This is a genomic window from Pseudomonas fluorescens (genome assembly GCF_902498065.1).
Lineage (GTDB): Bacteria > Pseudomonadota > Gammaproteobacteria > Pseudomonadales > Pseudomonadaceae > Aquipseudomonas > Aquipseudomonas fluorescens_BJ.
This window is the reverse complement of sequence record NZ_CABVIR010000004.1, coordinates 25,653-42,531: the sequence shown is the minus strand read 5'-3', so window position 1 is coordinate 42,531 and position 16,879 is coordinate 25,653. Positions and strand designations below refer to the sequence as shown.

Annotated in this window: 16 protein-coding genes and 2 tRNA genes; 10 read left to right on the top strand and 8 right to left on the bottom strand. The window is 58.8% G+C overall.

Annotated elements, in window-relative coordinates:
* Positions 1–73: 73 nt before the first annotated feature.
* Genes murI through hemA form a run of 5 tightly spaced genes read right to left on the bottom strand, consistent with a single transcriptional unit; the run spans position 74 to position 4,806 of the window.
* On the bottom strand, positions 74–865 hold the full coding sequence (murI, locus tag F8N43_RS16135; protein WP_150639823.1) for a glutamate racemase: 792 nt from the start codon (positions 863–865) through the stop codon (positions 74–76).
* On the bottom strand, positions 858–1,613 hold the full coding sequence (locus F8N43_RS16130; RefSeq protein ID WP_150639824.1) for a molybdopterin-synthase adenylyltransferase MoeB: 756 nt from the start codon (positions 1,611–1,613) through the stop codon (positions 858–860). Before F8N43_RS16130 ends, murI begins: the two co-directional genes overlap by 8 nt.
* On the bottom strand, positions 1,607–2,437 hold the full coding sequence (prmC, locus tag F8N43_RS16125; protein WP_150633074.1) for a peptide chain release factor N(5)-glutamine methyltransferase: 831 nt from the start codon (positions 2,435–2,437) through the stop codon (positions 1,607–1,609). The genes F8N43_RS16130 and prmC overlap by 7 nt, the downstream gene beginning before the upstream one ends.
* Positions 2,438–3,520 carry a peptide chain release factor 1 gene (prfA, locus tag F8N43_RS16120; RefSeq protein ID WP_150633073.1) on the bottom strand — a complete coding sequence of 361 codons (1,083 nt, stop codon included), beginning with the start codon at positions 3,518–3,520 and terminating at the stop codon, positions 2,438–2,440.
* Positions 3,517–4,806: a glutamyl-tRNA reductase gene (gene hemA, locus F8N43_RS16115; RefSeq protein ID WP_150633072.1), complete on the bottom strand. Its 1,290-nt coding sequence runs from the start codon at positions 4,804–4,806 to the stop codon at positions 3,517–3,519. The genes prfA and hemA overlap by 4 nt, the downstream gene beginning before the upstream one ends.
* A gap of 345 nt (positions 4,807–5,151) precedes the next feature.
* Between hemA and F8N43_RS16110 the strand changes: the two genes are divergently transcribed.
* The 8 genes from F8N43_RS16110 to ychF all read left to right on the top strand — a co-directional run bounded on the left by F8N43_RS16110 (position 5,152) and on the right by ychF (position 12,069).
* Entirely contained in the window at positions 5,152–6,876 is a 1,725-nt protein-coding gene (locus F8N43_RS16110) for a tetratricopeptide repeat protein (protein ID WP_150654035.1), read from the top strand.
* Positions 6,877–6,880: 4 nt separating this feature from the next.
* Positions 6,881–7,498: a lipoprotein insertase outer membrane protein LolB gene (gene lolB, locus F8N43_RS16105; RefSeq protein WP_150633070.1), complete on the top strand. Its 618-nt coding sequence runs from the start codon at positions 6,881–6,883 to the stop codon at positions 7,496–7,498.
* Positions 7,499–7,500: 2 nt separating this feature from the next.
* Complete coding sequence (gene ispE / locus F8N43_RS16100) at positions 7,501–8,352, top strand: 4-(cytidine 5'-diphospho)-2-C-methyl-D-erythritol kinase (RefSeq protein WP_150633069.1); 852 nt, start codon at positions 7,501–7,503, stop codon at positions 8,350–8,352.
* A 36-nt stretch (positions 8,353–8,388) separates the two neighbouring features.
* A tRNA-Gln gene (locus F8N43_RS16095) sits at positions 8,389–8,463 on the top strand.
* Positions 8,464–8,508: 45 nt separating this feature from the next.
* Positions 8,509–9,450 carry a ribose-phosphate pyrophosphokinase gene (locus F8N43_RS16090; protein ID WP_003208392.1) on the top strand — a complete coding sequence of 314 codons (942 nt, stop codon included), beginning with the start codon at positions 8,509–8,511 and terminating at the stop codon, positions 9,448–9,450.
* A gap of 141 nt (positions 9,451–9,591) precedes the next feature.
* Positions 9,592–10,191, top strand: a complete 600-nt coding sequence (locus tag F8N43_RS16085; protein WP_150633114.1) for a 50S ribosomal protein L25/general stress protein Ctc — start codon at positions 9,592–9,594, stop codon at positions 10,189–10,191.
* 170 nt (positions 10,192–10,361) lie between these two features.
* Positions 10,362–10,946, top strand: a complete 585-nt coding sequence (gene pth, locus F8N43_RS16080) for an aminoacyl-tRNA hydrolase (RefSeq protein WP_008037207.1) — start codon at positions 10,362–10,364, stop codon at positions 10,944–10,946.
* Between the two features lie 22 nt (positions 10,947–10,968).
* Entirely contained in the window at positions 10,969–12,069 is a 1,101-nt protein-coding gene (gene ychF / locus F8N43_RS16075) for a redox-regulated ATPase YchF (RefSeq protein ID WP_017340760.1), read from the top strand.
* Between the two features lie 116 nt (positions 12,070–12,185).
* Here the strand turns inward: ychF and F8N43_RS16070 are convergent, their stop codons facing one another.
* From F8N43_RS16070 to F8N43_RS16060, 3 genes are all read right to left on the bottom strand, one after another.
* Positions 12,186–12,419, bottom strand: a complete 234-nt coding sequence (locus F8N43_RS16070; protein WP_150633068.1) for a hypothetical protein — start codon at positions 12,417–12,419, stop codon at positions 12,186–12,188.
* Between the two features lie 4 nt (positions 12,420–12,423).
* Positions 12,424–12,915: a hypothetical protein gene (locus tag F8N43_RS16065; RefSeq protein ID WP_150639826.1), complete on the bottom strand. Its 492-nt coding sequence runs from the start codon at positions 12,913–12,915 to the stop codon at positions 12,424–12,426.
* A gap of 124 nt (positions 12,916–13,039) precedes the next feature.
* Positions 13,040–14,257 carry an MFS transporter gene (locus tag F8N43_RS16060; protein ID WP_150633066.1) on the bottom strand — a complete coding sequence of 406 codons (1,218 nt, stop codon included), beginning with the start codon at positions 14,255–14,257 and terminating at the stop codon, positions 13,040–13,042.
* A gap of 186 nt (positions 14,258–14,443) precedes the next feature.
* Between F8N43_RS16060 and F8N43_RS16055 the strand changes: the two genes are divergently transcribed.
* Positions 14,444–16,639: a methyl-accepting chemotaxis protein gene (locus F8N43_RS16055; RefSeq protein ID WP_412072594.1), complete on the top strand. Its 2,196-nt coding sequence runs from the start codon at positions 14,444–14,446 to the stop codon at positions 16,637–16,639.
* Between the two features lie 115 nt (positions 16,640–16,754).
* Positions 16,755–16,831 (top strand) — tRNA-Met (locus F8N43_RS16050).
* Positions 16,832–16,879 lie beyond the last annotated feature (48 nt).

Genomic DNA, 16,879 nt, shown 5'->3' with positions numbered 1-16,879 from the left:
CGAAACTAAAACTATAGAAGTCGACGCTTAATCAGAAGTTCACCCCAATTACCCGTGTCCCCCAAAAATTCATTTACCTGTTGAAGCTTCGCACAACACCCGGGTTATTCCACAGGATCGGCAAGATATTTCTGAAATGCTCCGGATCGGCACTCGTCCAGAATTGTGCTGCGCGAACAGGCCCGTCAGCGAGCAATTCACGCTCGGCCAACAGCCGCTGAAGTTGCCGCGCTACGGCGGCGCCGGTGTCGATCAGGCTGATGTCCTCAGGGATCATCTGCTTAAGCAACGGCTTTAGAAAGGGGTAATGCGTGCAGCCGAGAATTATCGTGTCGCAGCCCGCCGCGAGCAGCGGCCCGACATAGCGGGCCAGCAACTCACGCAGGGCAGGACTGTGCAGATCGCCGTTTTCAATCAACTCCACCAGCCCCGGGCACGGCTGAGTGATCACCCGCACATCAGTGGCGAAGCGGTCGAGTAACGCGGCGAATTTGGCACTCTGCAAGGTGCCGGTGGTGGCGAGCACCCCGACCACTCCGCTGCGGGTCGCGGCGGCGGCCGGCTTGACCGCAGGCTCCATGCCGACGATGGGCCACTCGGGAAAGTCGCGCCGCAAATCGGCAACACCGGCAACCGTCGCCGTGTTGCAGGCCAGCACCAGGGCCTTGGCGCCCTGCTCCTGAAAAAACTCGGCCATCACGCTGCAACGATGGCGAATGAATTCCGGGGTTTTCTCGCCGTAGGGAATATTGCCGCAATCGGCGACGTACAACAGAGACTCGTTGGGCAGCAAACGCTGGACCTCGGCCAGCACCGACAGCCCACCGACCCCGGAGTCGAACACGCCAATGGGCGCTTCACGCATGTTTCGGCCCGCAGACGCTGCAGCCAGGATCACGCTTGACGCGCAATTCGCGGAAGCGCGAGCCCAAGGCATCGATCAACAGCAGCCGTCCTACCAGTGGCTCGCCGAACCCCACCAGCAGCTTCAGCGCTTCCAGCGCCTGAAGGCTGCCGACCAGTCCCACCAATGGCCCGACGACCCCCGCTTCACTGCACGTCAGTTCAGCTTCGCTGCCGTGCCCGTACAAACAGTGGTAGCACGGACTGTCCGGGCGACACGGGTCGAACACCGACAACTGACCTTCGAGACGAATCGCCGCACCGCTGACCAACGGCTTGCCCGCGGCCACGCAGGCGGCGTTGACCGCTTCGCGGGTGGAAAAATTGTCGGAACAGTCCAGCACCAGATCCACGGCGGCAACCGCTGCCGCCAAAGAATCTTCGTCCAGCGCAGTGCGATGGGCGACCAAGGTGATCTCGGGGTTGATTGCGCTCAGTCGGCGAATGGCCGAATCGACCTTGGTCTGGCCGACGCTGTCGGTGTCGTGAACGATCTGGCGTTGCAGGTTGGTCAGGTCGACGGTGTCGAAATCCGCCAGATGCAACTCACCGACGCCAGCGGCGGCGAGATACAGCGCAACCGGCGAACCGAGTCCGCCGAGACCGACGATCAACACGCGGCTTTCTTTCAGTCGCAACTGGCCGTCGATGTCGACGTGTTGCAACAGAATCTGCCGACTGTAGCGCAACAATTCCTGATCATTCAGCACGGCAGGCGCCCCAGGCTGATCCGTTGGTGACCGCCCAGATCGGTGCGGCTGTGGACTTCATCAAAACCGCGCGTCTGCAGCAAATCGCGCACGGCTTCGGCTTGATCGTAACCGTGCTCGAGCATCAACCAGCCGCCCGCCTCAAGATAATCCGGGGCCTGGGCGACAATCAAACGCAGATCGTCGAGCCCGTCGACTCCAGCCACCAAGGCACTGGCCGGTTCGAAACGCACATCGCCTTCCACCAGATGCGGATCGGTGGATGAAATGTACGGCGGATTGCTGATGATCAGTTGAAAGCGCTGACCTTCCAGAGCGCTGAACCAGTGACTGCTCAGCACGGTGGCGTTGTTCAGGTGCAAACGCTGACGATTGCGCTCGGCCAGGGCCACGGCTTCGAGCACGCGATCCACAGCGGTCACGTTCCACGCTGGACGCTCGCTGGCCAACGCCAACGCAATGGCACCGCTGCCGGTGCCAAGGTCGAGGACCTTCGCGGAGGTGGCGGGCAACAATTCCAGCGCGGCTTCAACCAGCAACTCGGTGTCCGGGCGCGGGATCAAGGTGTGCGGCGCGACCTCCAGATCAAGTTTCCAGAAACCTTGCTGCCCCAGAATGTAGGCCACCGGCTCACCGCCACGACGGCGTTGCAGGTACTCGGCAAATTTAAGCGCGGCGTCGCTCGGAACGATGCGCTCCGGCCAGGTGTGCAAAAAACTGCGGGACTTGCCCAACGCCGCCGCCAGCAACAATTCGGCATCCAGGCGCGCCGTCGGCGAGTCGGGTAAATCAGCAGCGCGCAACAAACTGGCAATGATCGTCATTTAGTCACCTATCGCTGCCAATTGATCGGCTTGGTATTCGGCCAGCAACGGTTCGATCACGGCATCGACACCGCCCGCGAGAATTTCGTCGAGCGAATACAGGGTCAGGTTGACCCGGTGGTCGGTGACCCGACCCTGGGCAAAATTGTAGGTGCGGATGCGCTCGGAGCGATCCCCCGAACCGACCAGCAGTTTACGCTCGCTGGCGATGGCATTCGCGGCGGCGCTGGTCTGCTGATCATTGAGTTTGGCCGACAGCCAGGACATCGCCCGGGCGCGGTTCTTGTGCTGGGAACGTTCTTCCTGGCACTCGACGACGATACCGGACGGCAAGTGCGTGATGCGGATCGCCGAGTCCGTCTTGTTGACGTGCTGGCCACCGGCACCCGAAGAACGGTAGGTATCGACCCGCAAATCCGCCGGGTTGATCTCGATCGCTTCCTGCTCGTCCGGCTCGGGCAATACTGCCACGGTGCACGCCGAGGTATGGATACGCCCCTGGGATTCAGTGGCCGGAACCCGCTGCACGCGGTGCACGCCGGATTCGAATTTCAGCTTGCCGTAAACGTTGTCGCCTTCGACGCGGGCGATGACTTCTTTATAGCCGCCGTGTTCGCCGATGTTCTCAGAGAGAATCTCCACCCGCCAACCACGCCGCTCGGCGTAACGCGAATACATGCGGAACAGGTCGCCGGAGAAAATCGCCGCCTCGTCACCGCCGGTGCCGGCGCGGATTTCAAGGAACACGTTGCGCCCGTCGTTCGGGTCCTTGGGCAGCAGCATGCGTTGCAGGCTGGCTTCGATGTCGATCAGTTGCTCTTTGGCTTCGCGGACTTCTTCCACGGCCATTTCACGCATGTCCGGGTCGCTGTCCTTAAGCAGTGCCTGGGCACCTTCAAGGTCGCTCTGTACTTTGAGCAACTGTTTATAGGCGTCGACAATCGGCTCGACTTCCGCGTATTCCTTGGAATAGGCGCGGAATTTGGTCTGATCGGAAATAACCTCGCCGTCGCCAAGCAACGCGGTCAATTCCTCGAAACGGTCCTGGAGGATGTCCAGCTTATTGAGCAGTGACGCTTTCATTGCGGTTTTTTATCCGAAAAGCTATCCGATGAGCCCTCACCGAGGGCAAAGAGTTCCTGGGCCATGGCCAGTGCGTCGAGGCGACCTTCGGCTGAGAGCTTTTTCAACTGCACGCTCGGGGCGTGCAGGAGTTTGTTGGTCAAGCCGCGCGCCAGTTGCACCAGGACGTCTTCGGCGCTGCTGCCGTTGGCGAGCATCCGCTGGGCCTTCTGCAATTCTTCATCTCGCAGGCGCTCGCTCTGTTGGCGATAGGCCTTGAGCACGTCCACAGCTGCCAGTTCGCGCAGGCGGACCATGAAATCTTCGGCGCCGACCGTGACCATCTCTTCCGCCGCTTGCGCAGCGCCTTGACGGCTCTTGAGGTTTTCGGCGACCACTTCGTGGAGATCGTCGACGCTATAAAGGTAAACGTCGTCCAACTCGCCGACTTCAGGCTCGATATCACGCGGTACGGCGATGTCCACCATGAAGATCGGTTTGTGCTTGCGCAGTTTCAAGGCACTTTCCACCGCGCCTTTACCGAGGATCGGCAACTGGCTGGCAGTGGAACTGATGACGATGTCGCTGCGCACCAGCTCTGCCGGAATGTCCGAGAGCAACACGGCATGCGCGCCAAACTGTTCGGCCAGAATGCTTGCACGTTCCAGGGTGCGGTTGGCCACGACGATGCGCTTGACCCCCAGCTCATGCAGATGGCGGGCGACCAGGGTGATGGTTTCGCCGGCACCGATCAGCAAGGCCTGGCTGCGTTGCAGGTCGCTGAAAATCTGTTTCGCCAGGCTGACCGCGGCAAACGCCACGGACACCGGGTTCTCGCCGATGGCGGTGTCGGTGCGCACTTGCTTGGCCGCGTTGAACGTCGCCTGAAACAAACGCCCGAGCAGTGGACCGATGGTGCCGGCCTCGCGGGCCACGGCGTAGCAGGATTTCATCTGGCCGAGGATCTGCGGTTCGCCCAGCACCAGCGAATCGAGCCCGGAGGCGACCCGCATCATGTGACGAACTGCCGCATCATCCTCGTGCACATAAGCGCTCGCGCGCAGCTCTTCGAGGCTCAAATGGTGATAATCGGCCAGCCACCGCAACACAACGTCAGCCGAAAGGTGATCCTGTTCTATATAGAGTTCACTGCGATTGCAGGTGGAGAGGATCGCAGCTTCGCGGCTGTCGGTGAGTCGGCAGAGCTGCTGCAAGGCCTCCACCAGTTGCTCAGGGGTAAAGGCCACGCGCTCGCGGACGTCTACTGAAGCAGTCTTGTGGTTAATACCGAGTGCAAGGAAGGCCATTCAAGGTCGCTGATGGTGACGTGAAGCCGGCAATTGTCCTACTTCGACAGATTCAGAACAACCACTCGATCTCTATTGCCTTGGCAGGCGATGCGCGGACTTGCGAGCGCTTCTCGTTTACACAAACTTTGCCCCGCATACCGCCCCGCTGCAGGAGCCGGCTTGCCGGCGCTGGACTCACGGACGCCGCGCCTTTCCTGTGGAAACACGTCATCGTTGACGACCATCGCTGGCAAGCCAGCTCCTGCAGGGTGCGGCGTATTCGGGAAAATGGCCGGCCGGTTATGTTTGGCCGAAGGCTTGTGTCATGATGATCCGACCGCAGGTTAGTCGTCCTCTTCCTATATGAATAGATCCTCCGCGTTGCTCCTCGCTTTTGTCTTCCTCAGCGGCTGCCAGGTCATGGCACCCGTTTCACCGGACGGTACGCCGCCGGTCGAAGACAGTACTCCGGCCCCTGAAAAGCCCAAGGTCTATAGCTCATTCAGTGAAGAAACCATCTTCAGCCTGTTGAGCGCTGAGCTGGCTGGCCAACGCAATCGTTTCGACATTGCGCTGGACAACTACGTGACCCAGGCCATCAACACCCAGGATCCGGGCATCTCCGAGCGGGCCTTCCGCATCGCCGAGTACCTGGGCGCCGATCAGGCGGCCCTGGACACTGCGCTGATCTGGGCGAAAAACGCTCCGAACGACCTCGAGGCGCAACGAGCCGCGGCCGTGCAATTGGCGCGCGCCGGGCGTTATGACGACTCCATGGTCTATATGGAGAAAGTCCTGCAAGGCAAGGGCGACACGCATTTCGATTTCCTCGCCCTGTCTGCGGCCGATACCGATCAGGAAACCCGCAACGGCCTGATGAAAAGTTTTGACCGTTTGTTGCAGCGTCATCCCAACAACAGCCAGCTGATTTTCGGCAAGGCCTTGTTGATGCAACAGGACGGCGACAGCAAAGGCTCGCTGGTCTTGCTGGAAGACAATCCGCCGGACGACGGTGAAATCGCCCCGATTCTGCTGCGCGCACGCCTGCTGCAAACGCTCAATCGTGGCGATGAAGCCCTGCCGCTGCTGCAAAAAAGCATCAAGAAGTACCCGGACGACAAACGCCTGCGCCTGACCTACGCCCGCATGCTGGTCGAACAGGACCGCATGGAAGACGCCAAAGCGGAGTTCTCCAGCCTGGTTCAGCAGTACCCGGAAGATGACGAATTGCGTTACTCCCTGGCGCTGGTGTGCCTGGAAGCCAAGGCCTGGGACGAAGCCAAGGGTTACCTCGAAGACTTGATCGCCCGGGAAAGCCATGTCGACTCGGCACACCTTAACCTTGGCCGTATCGCTGAAGAGCGTAACGATCCCCAAGGCGCATTGATCGAATACGCCCAGGTCGGCCCCGGTAACGACTACCTGCCCGCGCAGTTGCGCCAGGCCGATATCCTGATGAACAACGGCAAAACCGCCGAGGCGCAAAGCCGTCTGGCGACCGAGCGCGAAGAACAACCCGATTACGCGATTCAGCTGTATCTGATCGAGGCCGAAACGTTGTCCGCCAATAAACAGGGGGACAAGGCCTGGAATGTTCTGCACAAAGCCTTGCAGCAATACCCGGACGATCTGAATCTGCTGTACACCCGCGCCATGCAGGCGGAAAAACGCAATGACTTGGCGCAGATGGAGAAAGACCTGCGGCTGATCATCAAGCGCGACCCGGACAACGCCATGGCGCTGAACGCCCTCGGCTACACCCTGTCCGACCGCACGACGCGTTATGCCGAAGCCAAAGCCCTGATCGAACAGGCGCACCAGATCAATCCGGAAGACCCGGCGGTACTCGACAGCCTCGGCTGGGTGAATTTCCGCATGGGCAATCTCGACGAAGCGGAAAAACTGCTGCGCAAGGCACTCGATCGCTTTCCCGACCAGGAAGTGGCCGCTCACCTCGGCGAAGTCCTGTGGGCCAATGGCAAGCAGCGAGAAGCCAAGCAAATCTGGGGCAAATTCCTCAAGGAACAACCCGATAGCCCAATCCTGCGCGGCACCATCAAGCGCCTGACCGGATCAGAGACTCTTTAAGAATATGTTTTTGCGCCACTTCATCGTTTTCAGTTTCATCGCCCTGCTCGCCGGTTGCGCGGGCTTCGGCGCCCGCGAATCGGTACAGGGCCAGGGTGACGCCGGTCTGTGGCGCATTCACAAAGAGCAACTGACCGGTCTCGACGGCTGGCAGATCAACGGCAAGATAGGCATTCGCGCGCCAAAAGATTCGGGCAGCGGCACGCTGTTCTGGTTGCAGCGCCAGTCGTATTACGACATTCGCCTTTCGGGCCCTCTGGGTCGTGGCGCCGCACGCTTGACCGGACATCCCGGAAAGGTCTCGCTGGAAGTCGCCAATCAGGGGCGCTATGAAGCGCCGACGCCGGAAGTGCTGCTCGAAGAACAGCTTGGCTGGAAGTTGCCGGTGTCCCATCTGGCGTGGTGGGTCCGTGGACTCCCGGCGCCCGACAGCAAGAGCCGCCTGACACTGGATACCGATAGCCGCCTGGCCAATCTGGAACAGGATGGCTGGCAAGTCGAATACCTGAGTTATGCCGAGCAAAACGGCTATTGGCTGCCCGAGCGGATCAAACTGCATGGCACCGACCTTGACGTCACGCTGGTGATCAAGGAATGGCAACCGCGCAAACTGGGGCAATGAACATGACTGCCCCACGCCTGACTTTGCCCTCTCCGGCCAAACTCAATCTGATGCTGCACATCCTCGGTCGCCGTGAAGACGGTTACCACGAGTTGCAGACGATTTTTCAGTTTCTTGATTACGGCGATGAAATCACCTTCGCCGTGCGCGACGACGGCGTAATTCAACTGCACACCGAATTTGACGGTGTGCCTCACGACAGCAATCTGATTGTTCGAGCCGCGAAAAAACTTCAGGAGCAATCCGGTTGTTCGCTCGGCATCGACATCTGGATCGAAAAAATCCTGCCCATGGGCGGCGGCATCGGTGGCGGCAGCTCAAACGCCGCGACGACTTTGCTCGGTCTGAATCATCTCTGGCAACTGGGCTGGGATGAGGATCGGCTGGCCGCACTGGGCCTGACGCTGGGCGCCGACGTCCCGGTTTTCGTGCGTGGACACGCGGCTTTCGCCGAGGGCGTGGGAGAAAAACTCACCCCTGTAGACCCCGAAGAACCGTGGTATGTCGTGCTTGTTCCGCAAGTCTCTGTAAGTACAGCAGAAATTTTTTCAGATCCGTTGTTGACACGTAACTCTTCTCCCATTAAAGTGCGCCCCGTTCCCAAGGGAAACAGTCGAAATGACTGCTTACCGGTGGTAGCAAGGCGTTATCCAGATGTACGTAACGCATTGAATTTGTTAGGTAAATTTACCGAAGCAAAACTCACCGGAACTGGAAGTTGTGTGTTTGGGGGCTTCCCAAGCAAAGCTGAAGCTGATAAAGTCTCGGCCCTTCTTACAGAGACCCTTACAGGGTTTGTAGCAAAGGGAAGCAACATTTCGATGTTGCATCGCAAGCTGCAAAGTCTGCTCTAAAGGAACCGATTACTGGGTAATCGTTGCAACAGATACAGGGGCGTCGCCAAGCGGTAAGGCAGCAGGTTTTGATCCTGCCATGCGTTGGTTCGAATCCAGCCGCCCCTGCCATTTTCTATACTCATCCAGGTTACCCTCAGCCTCTAGGTACTGCGCGTGTCCAAGATGATGGTCTTTACGGGGAATGCTAACCCCGATCTGGCTCGGCGTGTTGTACGTCAGCTGCATATCCCTCTCGGTGACATCTCTGTCGGTAAGTTCTCCGACGGCGAAATTACAGCCGAGATCAATGAAAACGTCCGCGGTAAAGATGTCTTCATTATTCAGCCGACTTGCGCTCCGACCAACGATAACCTGATGGAACTGGTAGTGATGGCTGATGCCTTCCGCCGCTCCTCGGCTACTCGTATTACTGCTGTTATTCCTTACTTTGGTTATGCCCGTCAGGATCGCCGTCCGCGTTCCGCACGTGTGGCTATCAGCGCGAAAGTCGTTGCTGACATGCTTACCGTAGTCGGCATCGACCGTGTTCTCACGGTTGATCTGCATGCTGACCAGATTCAGGGTTTCTTCGATATTCCGGTAGATAACATCTACGGCTCCCCGGTTCTGGTGGATGACATTGAAGATCAGCGCTTCGAAAACCTGATGATCGTGTCCCCGGACATTGGCGGCGTCGTGCGTGCACGGGCTGTTGCCAAATCCCTGGGCGTGGACCTCGGGATCATCGACAAACGCCGTGAAAAAGCCAATCACTCTGAAGTGATGCATATCATCGGTGATGTCGAAGGGCGTACCTGTATTCTGGTCGATGACATGGTCGATACCGCCGGCACTCTGTGCCACGCGGCAAAGGCTTTGAAAGAGCATGGCGCTGCCAAGGTTTTCGCCTACTGCACACACCCTGTGCTGTCCGGTCGGGCGATCGAAAACATTGAAAATTCCATGCTGGACGAACTGGTGGTGACTAACACCATCCCGTTGTCCGCTGCTGCTCAAGCCTGCTCGCGTATCCGTCAACTGGATATCGCGCCGGTTGTTGCCGAAGCGGTCCGCCGCATCAGCAATGAAGAATCGATCAGCGCGATGTTCCGTTAAGGGCCCTGCCCTTCTCGAACAGCTCGTTGACGAAAAGCGCCCCGCCCCGGCATTCCTGTCGGGGCGGGGCTTTTTTGCCCATATCGCCTTTAGCGCTGGTCGCAAACGCTGGGGCGAATGTGGTTATTTTGGAGATACAACATGAACGAATTTACTCTGAATGCTGAAGTGCGTTCCGACCTGGGGAAAGGTGCGAGCCGCCGCCTGCGTCGTCTCGCAAGCCTGGTACCAGCTGTAGTTTACGGTGGCGAAAAAGCCCCTGAATCCATCAGCATGCTGGCTAAAGAAGTTGCCAAACTGCTCGAAAACGAAGCGGCTTACAGCCACATCATCGAGCTGAACGTTGGCGGCACCAAGCAAAACGTAATCATCAAAGCTCTGCAACGTCACCCGGCCAAAGGCCACGTGATGCACGCTGACTTTGTACGCGTAGTTGCCGGCCAAAAGCTGACCGCTATCGTTCCAGTGCACTTCGTCAACGAAGAAGCACCGGTCAAGAAAGGCGGCGAAATTTCGCACGTTGTTGCTGAAATCGAAGTTTCCTGCCTGCCGAAAGACCTGCCTGAATTCATCGAAGTCGACCTGGCTAACGCCGAAATCGGTTCGATCATTCACCTGTCCGACCTCAAAGCCCCTAAAGGCGTTGAGTTTGTTGCTCTGGCACACGGCGATGACAAGGCTGTTGCCAACGTCCACGCTCCACGTGTTGCTCCAGAAGCTACTGAAGGCGCTGCAGAGTAATTCACTCTGTGATGCCGGAGTGACCAGGTAACATCGCGGACTGGAACGTAGCGAGAAAGCGGGCGAGAACGCGGAGTTTACATAATGGTAAATGAGCACTTGTCGTCCACTTTCGCCGCACACTCTGGTCGCGGCGATGTTATCCACCACTCCAAGGAAGGGCCCCTATCGTGACTGCCATCAAACTGATCGTTGGCCTGGGAAATCCAGGCGCTGAATACGAACAGACCCGGCATAACGCAGGGGCCCTTTTTGTTGAGCGCATCGCGAACGCACAAGGCGTCAACCTTGTGGCAGATCGCAAATATTTCGGCCTGACCGGGCGCTATTCGCACCAGGGTCAGGATGTTCGTCTGCTGATTCCTACCACGTACATGAACCGTAGCGGCCAGGCCGTCGCGGCACTCGCAGGATTCTTCCGCATCAAGCCTGAAGAAATACTCGTGGCGCATGACGAACTCGACCTGCCTCCGGGCGTTGCCAAACTCAAACAGGGCGGCGGCCATGGCGGTCACAACGGGTTGCGCGACATCATCGCGCAACTGGGCAATCAGAATACCTTCTACCGCTTGCGGCTTGGCATTGGCCACCCAGGCGTAGCCAGTATGGTTTCAAATTTCGTCCTGGGTCGTGCGCCACGCGCCGAACAGGAAAAACTCGATGCCAGCATCGACTTTGCCCTCGGCGTGCTGCCGGATATCCTCGCCGGGGAATGGAACCGCGCGATGAAAAACCTGCACAGCCAGAAGGCCTGACTTTTACCCGAGGGGAAACACCATGGGATTCAATTGCGGCATCGTCGGCCTGCCTAACGTCGGCAAGTCCACCCTGTTCAACGCCCTGACCAAATCCGGGATCGCGGCCGAGAACTTCCCCTTCTGCACCATCGAGCCGAACACCGGTATCGTGCCGATGCCGGATCCACGTCTGGAAGCCTTGGCGGCCATCGTCAATCCGAAGCGCATCCTGCCGACCACCATGGAATTCGTCGACATCGCTGGCCTGGTTGCCGGCGCCTCGAAAGGTGAAGGCCTGGGCAACAAATTCCTCGCCAACATCCGTGAAACCGATGCCATCGCCCACGTGGTCCGCTGCTTCGAAGACGAGAACGTGATTCACGTCTCCAACAGCGTCGACCCGAAACGCGACATCGAAATCATCGATCTGGAACTGATCTTCGCCGACCTCGACAGCTGCGAAAAGCAACTGCAGAAAGTCGCCCGTAACGCCAAGGGTGGTGACAAGGACGCCGTTGTCCAGAAGGGCCTGCTGGAGCAGTTGATCGCTCACTTCACCCTCGGCAAGCCTGCGCGCACCCTGATGAAGAACATGGCGGCCGACGACAAGGCGGTGATCCGTGGCTTCCACCTTCTGACCACCAAGCCGGTCATGTACATCGCCAACGTCGCTGAAGACGGTTTCGAGAACAACCCGCTGCTGGACATCGTCAAAGCCATCGCCGAAGAAGAAGGCGCCATGGTGGTTCCGGTCTGCAACAAGATCGAAGCCGAAATCGCCGAACTGGAAGACGGCGAAGAGAAAGACATGTTCCTCGAAGCCCTGGGCCTCGAAGAACCAGGCCTGAACCGCGTAATCCGCGCCGGCTACGAAATGCTGCACCTGCAGACCTACTTCACCGCCGGTGTCGAAGAAGTCCGCGCCTGGACCGTCCGCGTCGGTGCCACCGCACCGCAAGCCGCTGGCGTGATCCACACCGACTTCGAAAAAGGCTTCATCCGCGCCGAAGTCATCGCCTACGACGACTTCATCCAGTACAAGGGCGAAGCCGGCGCCAAAGAAGCCGGTAAATGGCGTCTGGAAGGCAAGGACTACATCGTGAAAGACGGCGACGTGATGCACTTCCGTTTTAACGTCTGACGTTATTCAGAACGAAGCACTGACCCAAGAAAAAGCCGCGTTTAAACGCGGCTTTTTTGTGCCTGTTTTTTAATGGATCAAACCAGCACACCAAATGCGACGGCGGCTCCGCTATCTCACACCTGGTACTTCCTCCGATTGAAGAACATCGAAGCGCCCGCCCCCACTACCGCGATTGCAAAGATCCCGACATCAATACTGCCTATATAGGGCGGCAGCACAAGCATCAAGCAAAAGCCCAAACCGACCAGAGCAATACCCAGCCATTTCCTGAGTACGTAGCTCCTTACGCAAGTGTATAGCAGCAGCATCCCCACGCCTGCCAACGCATACTGACTATAGAGACTCATGGGTCTATGCCCCTTGTGACTTGATGATCATGGAAGACACCGAGCGCTGTGGTCCGATGCCGCCACTGACTTGAGCATCCAGACTGACGATGACATCGCCAGCGTGATAGGTCGGTAACTTGCTCTTTACCAACTCTCGGCCAAAATAGCCTGCCGCCGGTCCGACAGCGAGACCAATAACCGGCACTTTAGAGCCAGCCGCCGTAAAGACCCCGGCAGTAATGTTGGCAATACTCATGCGCTGGTTGTTGAGCAGGTCACCCTGCTTGCGGGTCAGCGGGTTGGAGATACCTACCATCATCACGCAGGGCAGGTCTTGGGCGAGCATCTTGTCATACAGCTCGACTAGCAAACTGCTGACCTCAAAATGGGCCGATTTCGCTTCCCCGAAATGGAGCGTCCTGAGGCCACCTCGATCACTGGGGGTGACGCTGAAACGGGTGACGTTGAAGACAATGCCGTGATTGGCGATAAATTGATTCCTGTCAAACTCCACTGCTCGCATCCTTATCGAGTCCAGAAAGGCGCGAAGTTTCCATCAGGACAGTGATTTGCGCAAACGGCAATCACAGCTGCAAGCGCGCTTTAATACTAAAAATCTCTATACCGGTCGGTACGGGTCAGACTTTTTTGGTTCGTGGCAGAAAGATTGCCAACACCCCAAGCAGCGGCAAGAACGAACACAGGAAGTACACGTATTCGATGCCGTGGACATCTGCCAGATGCCCGAGCAATGCCGCGCCAATCCCGCCGAAACCGAACATCAGCCCAAAGAACACCCCTGCGATCATCCCGACATTGCCCGGTACCAATTCCTGCGCATAAACCACGATGGCCGAGAATGCAGAGGCGAGGATGAAGCCGATCACCACGCTCAGAATGCTGGTCCAGAACAAATCAACATGCGGCAGGATCAGCGTGAACGGTGCCACGCCGAGGATCGAGAACCAGATCACCGCCTTACGCCCGATCTTGTCGCCAATCGGTCCGCCGAAGAAGGTCCCCGCCGCCACCGCCCCCAGAAACAGGAACAAATGCAGTTGCGAACTGGCCACCGACAGGTCAAATTTCTCGATCAGGTAGAAGGTGAAGTAGCTGGTGAAACTTGCCATGTAGAAATACTTGGAGAACACCAGCAACCCGAGCACCACCAGCGCACTGATCACTCGGCCCTTCGACAAACCATGCGTCGCCGCCTGACCTTGCTTGAGCTTGAACAGGCTCAAGTGATTGGCGTACCAGCGGCTGATCCGGTAAAGCACAAACAGCGCAAACACCGCGAACAGGCCGAACCATGCGACATGGCCCTGACCGAACGGAATGATGATCGCCGCCGCCAGCAATGGACCGAAGGCCGAACCCGCGTTACCGCCGACCTGAAACGTCGACTGTGCGAAGCCGAAACGCCCACCTGAGGCTAATCGCGCCACACGAGAAGCTTCCGGGTGAAACGTCGAAGAACCGATACCGATCAACCCCGCCGCCAACAGGATCATCGGAAAGTTACCGACCACCGACATCATCAAAATACCAATCAACGTGCACACCGTCCCGGCCGGAAGTAGCCAGGGCTTGGGATGACGATCAGTGTGGTAACCGACCCACGGTTGCAACAGCGAGGCCGTCAACTGAAAGGTCAGGGTGATCAGTCCGACCTGGGTGAAGGTCAGACCGTAGTTGGCCTTGAGCATCGGGTAGATCGACGGCAGCACCGACTGAATCAGGTCGTTGATCAAATGCGCCAGCGCCACCGCGCCGATGATGCGCATGACCAAGGGGCTGCTTTGTGAAGTCGCGGACGCCGGCGGTGTGCCGGTCTGGGCATTGCTGATAGCCATGGGAATTTCCGTACAGCAGATGGGTGCACACGGGCAGGTGCCTCAATGTGCCATTTTTCAGTGCAGCAGCGCCATCCCCTTAGCCAGCTAACGAACTAAATTGCGCAAGTAATAGCGCAACGCCATGGTCTGAATCTTGCCTTGTTTATCCGCTTCAACGCGGCGCCCTTACAAAGGGCACCGAGAATGGGAAGTTTCGCTACAGAGTCGGCCTACAGAGCTGACGAGGGTGAACTTTCGAGGCCTTTAAAAAGGGCACGAGTCGCGGTCGCAATGACCTCGACGCACGCCATTGGTGCGTGGTGTCCAGAGGAGTCATGGGGCATGCAGGCTTTTTTATCTCCGGGGATCGGGTTGCTGGGGCGTTTCGGCTTCGCCCGTAAATTTCAGTTGTTGTTTCTGCTGTTTATCCTGCCGCTGGCGGGTAGCCTGCTGATGATCGGTCAGGACTATCGCGCCAAACTGAACCTGATTTCCGGCGAGCGTGCCGGGGTTCGGCAACTGCTCGCACTGGATGCACTGGATAACCTGCTCGCCGCCCAGCGTGACCGCGCCGCGCGATGGCGTGCCACCGAGACCAATCGCCAGCCGACACCGGCAACGCTTGCCGCGATGGCGGCGTTCGATGCGGTTCAACCCGCTGTCGCCCAAGCCACCACGGACCTCGGCAACGCCTTGCAAGCCGAAGGCGCCGAGGGCGAAACCCAGGCCCGCTATCAAGCCTTGCAAACCGCCCTCAATGGCCTCGACTCGAAAAGCCTGAGCAGCGTCGGCTGGTGGCCGGACGGTTACGATCGCTTCACCAATGCCTTGAGCGCGCTGCAAGCCTTGCGTGAACAGATCGCCATGGACAATCGCCTGACGCTCGCGCCATGGCTGGAAACTTATCTGCTGACGCAGATCTCCACGCAACACGCGCCGGACCTGATCGAGCGCGTAGGCCGTCTGGCCAGCGTCGGCCAGGCGTCGGTGGTGTCCGGTCAGTTCACCCTGCAAAGCCGTCTGCAGTTGCGCGACCTGCGCAGCCGCATTGGCGACGCCCGTGAGCAGCTGGCTAAAACCGCTGGCCTGCTCGAAGCGCGCCTGCCCAGTGCCTTGCAGACTTGGGCCGGGCAATACCATGACAGCCTCAAACACCTCGACGCCGAGCTGAAAGTCCTCGATGACGGCGTGTTTGGCGGCAGCATCAAACTCAAGCCTGAAGAATTCGAACGTAGTCTCGACAGCCTGCTCACCGACCTCGCTTCATTACGGCAGCAATCGTTGGTCTCGCTGGATCAGCGTCTGGATTACTACCATGGCTCGGCGATCCGCCAGTTCATTGTGGTGGCAGCGATCTTTGGTTGCCTGTTGCTGGCCGCGTTATACCTGTTCATCTGCTTGCAGGCCTCGATCCGCCGCAGCGCCAGTGGCATCACGCTGCTGGCCGAAGCCTTGCGTGACGGCAATCTGAGCCTGCAAGTGCCGGTTGAAGGCCGCGACGAACTGGCGGCGATCAGCACTGCGCTCAACGTCGCCGTGGTGCAACTGCGCAACAGCTTGCTGGGGGTCGACCACGAAACCCTGCAACTGAGTAACGCGGTGCGCACGCTCAACCATCACTCCAGTGGTGCGTTGGGTGAGGTCGAAGCGCAGCAATTGCAGATCAGTCAGATCGCCGCAGCGGCAACGCAATTGGCCGCGACCTCTCAAGGCGTCGCCCAGAGTTGCGAACAGGCCTCCGGCAGCGCTCAGCACACTCAGCGCATCGCCGCCGACAGCAGCCGTGACAGCCAACGCACCACCGCGAGCATTCAACAGCTCAACCAGCGTTTGAACGACACGGCGGCGGCGCTCGGACGGGTCAGCGAACAAGGCCAGCAGATTCAATTGGTGGTCGACACTATTCGCGGCGTCGCCGAGCAGACCAACCTGTTGGCGCTCAACGCCGCCATCGAAGCCGCCCGTGCGGGTGAACAGGGTCGAGGCTTTGCGGTGGTCGCCGATGAAGTGCGCAGCCTGTCGCAACGCACCCAATCGTCCACCGCGCAGATCGCCGGCACCGTCGACAGCTTGCGTAACACGGTGAATGAAGCCGTGAGCCTGATGGAAGCCGCCTGCGGCCAGGCGCAATCCGATGCGCAAGCGGTCACCGGCCTCGGCGAGCGACTGGGGGAAATCGCCAGCGCCGTCCAAAGCGTCACCGACACCCTGGCGCAGATCGCCACAGCGGTCGATGAGCAGGCAACCACTGCCGACGAAGTCAGCGGCAACATCCAGCAAGTCGATCAGGCGGCAGTGCGCTTGCTCGAAGGCGCGCGGGCGGTGAACCTGGCAGCTGACACCTTGAGTCAGGGCAGCAAGGCCCTGAGCGCCAATACCGGGAGATTCCAGCTCGGTTGACGCCCTCCCCGGTCCGGCTTTTCGGCTCAGATGGATAAGCGGTTGAAAGCGTAGAGAAATATTTTAGATTTACGCTTGACGCATCTTCATTACCGGTGAATAATGCGCGCCACTTGGCTACATAGCTCAGTTGGTTAGAGCATAGCATTCATAATGCTGGGGTCCGGGGTTCAAGTCCCTGTGTAGCCACCAAGTACTAAAAACGGCTTACCGAAAGGTAGGCCGTTTTTTTATGCCTCG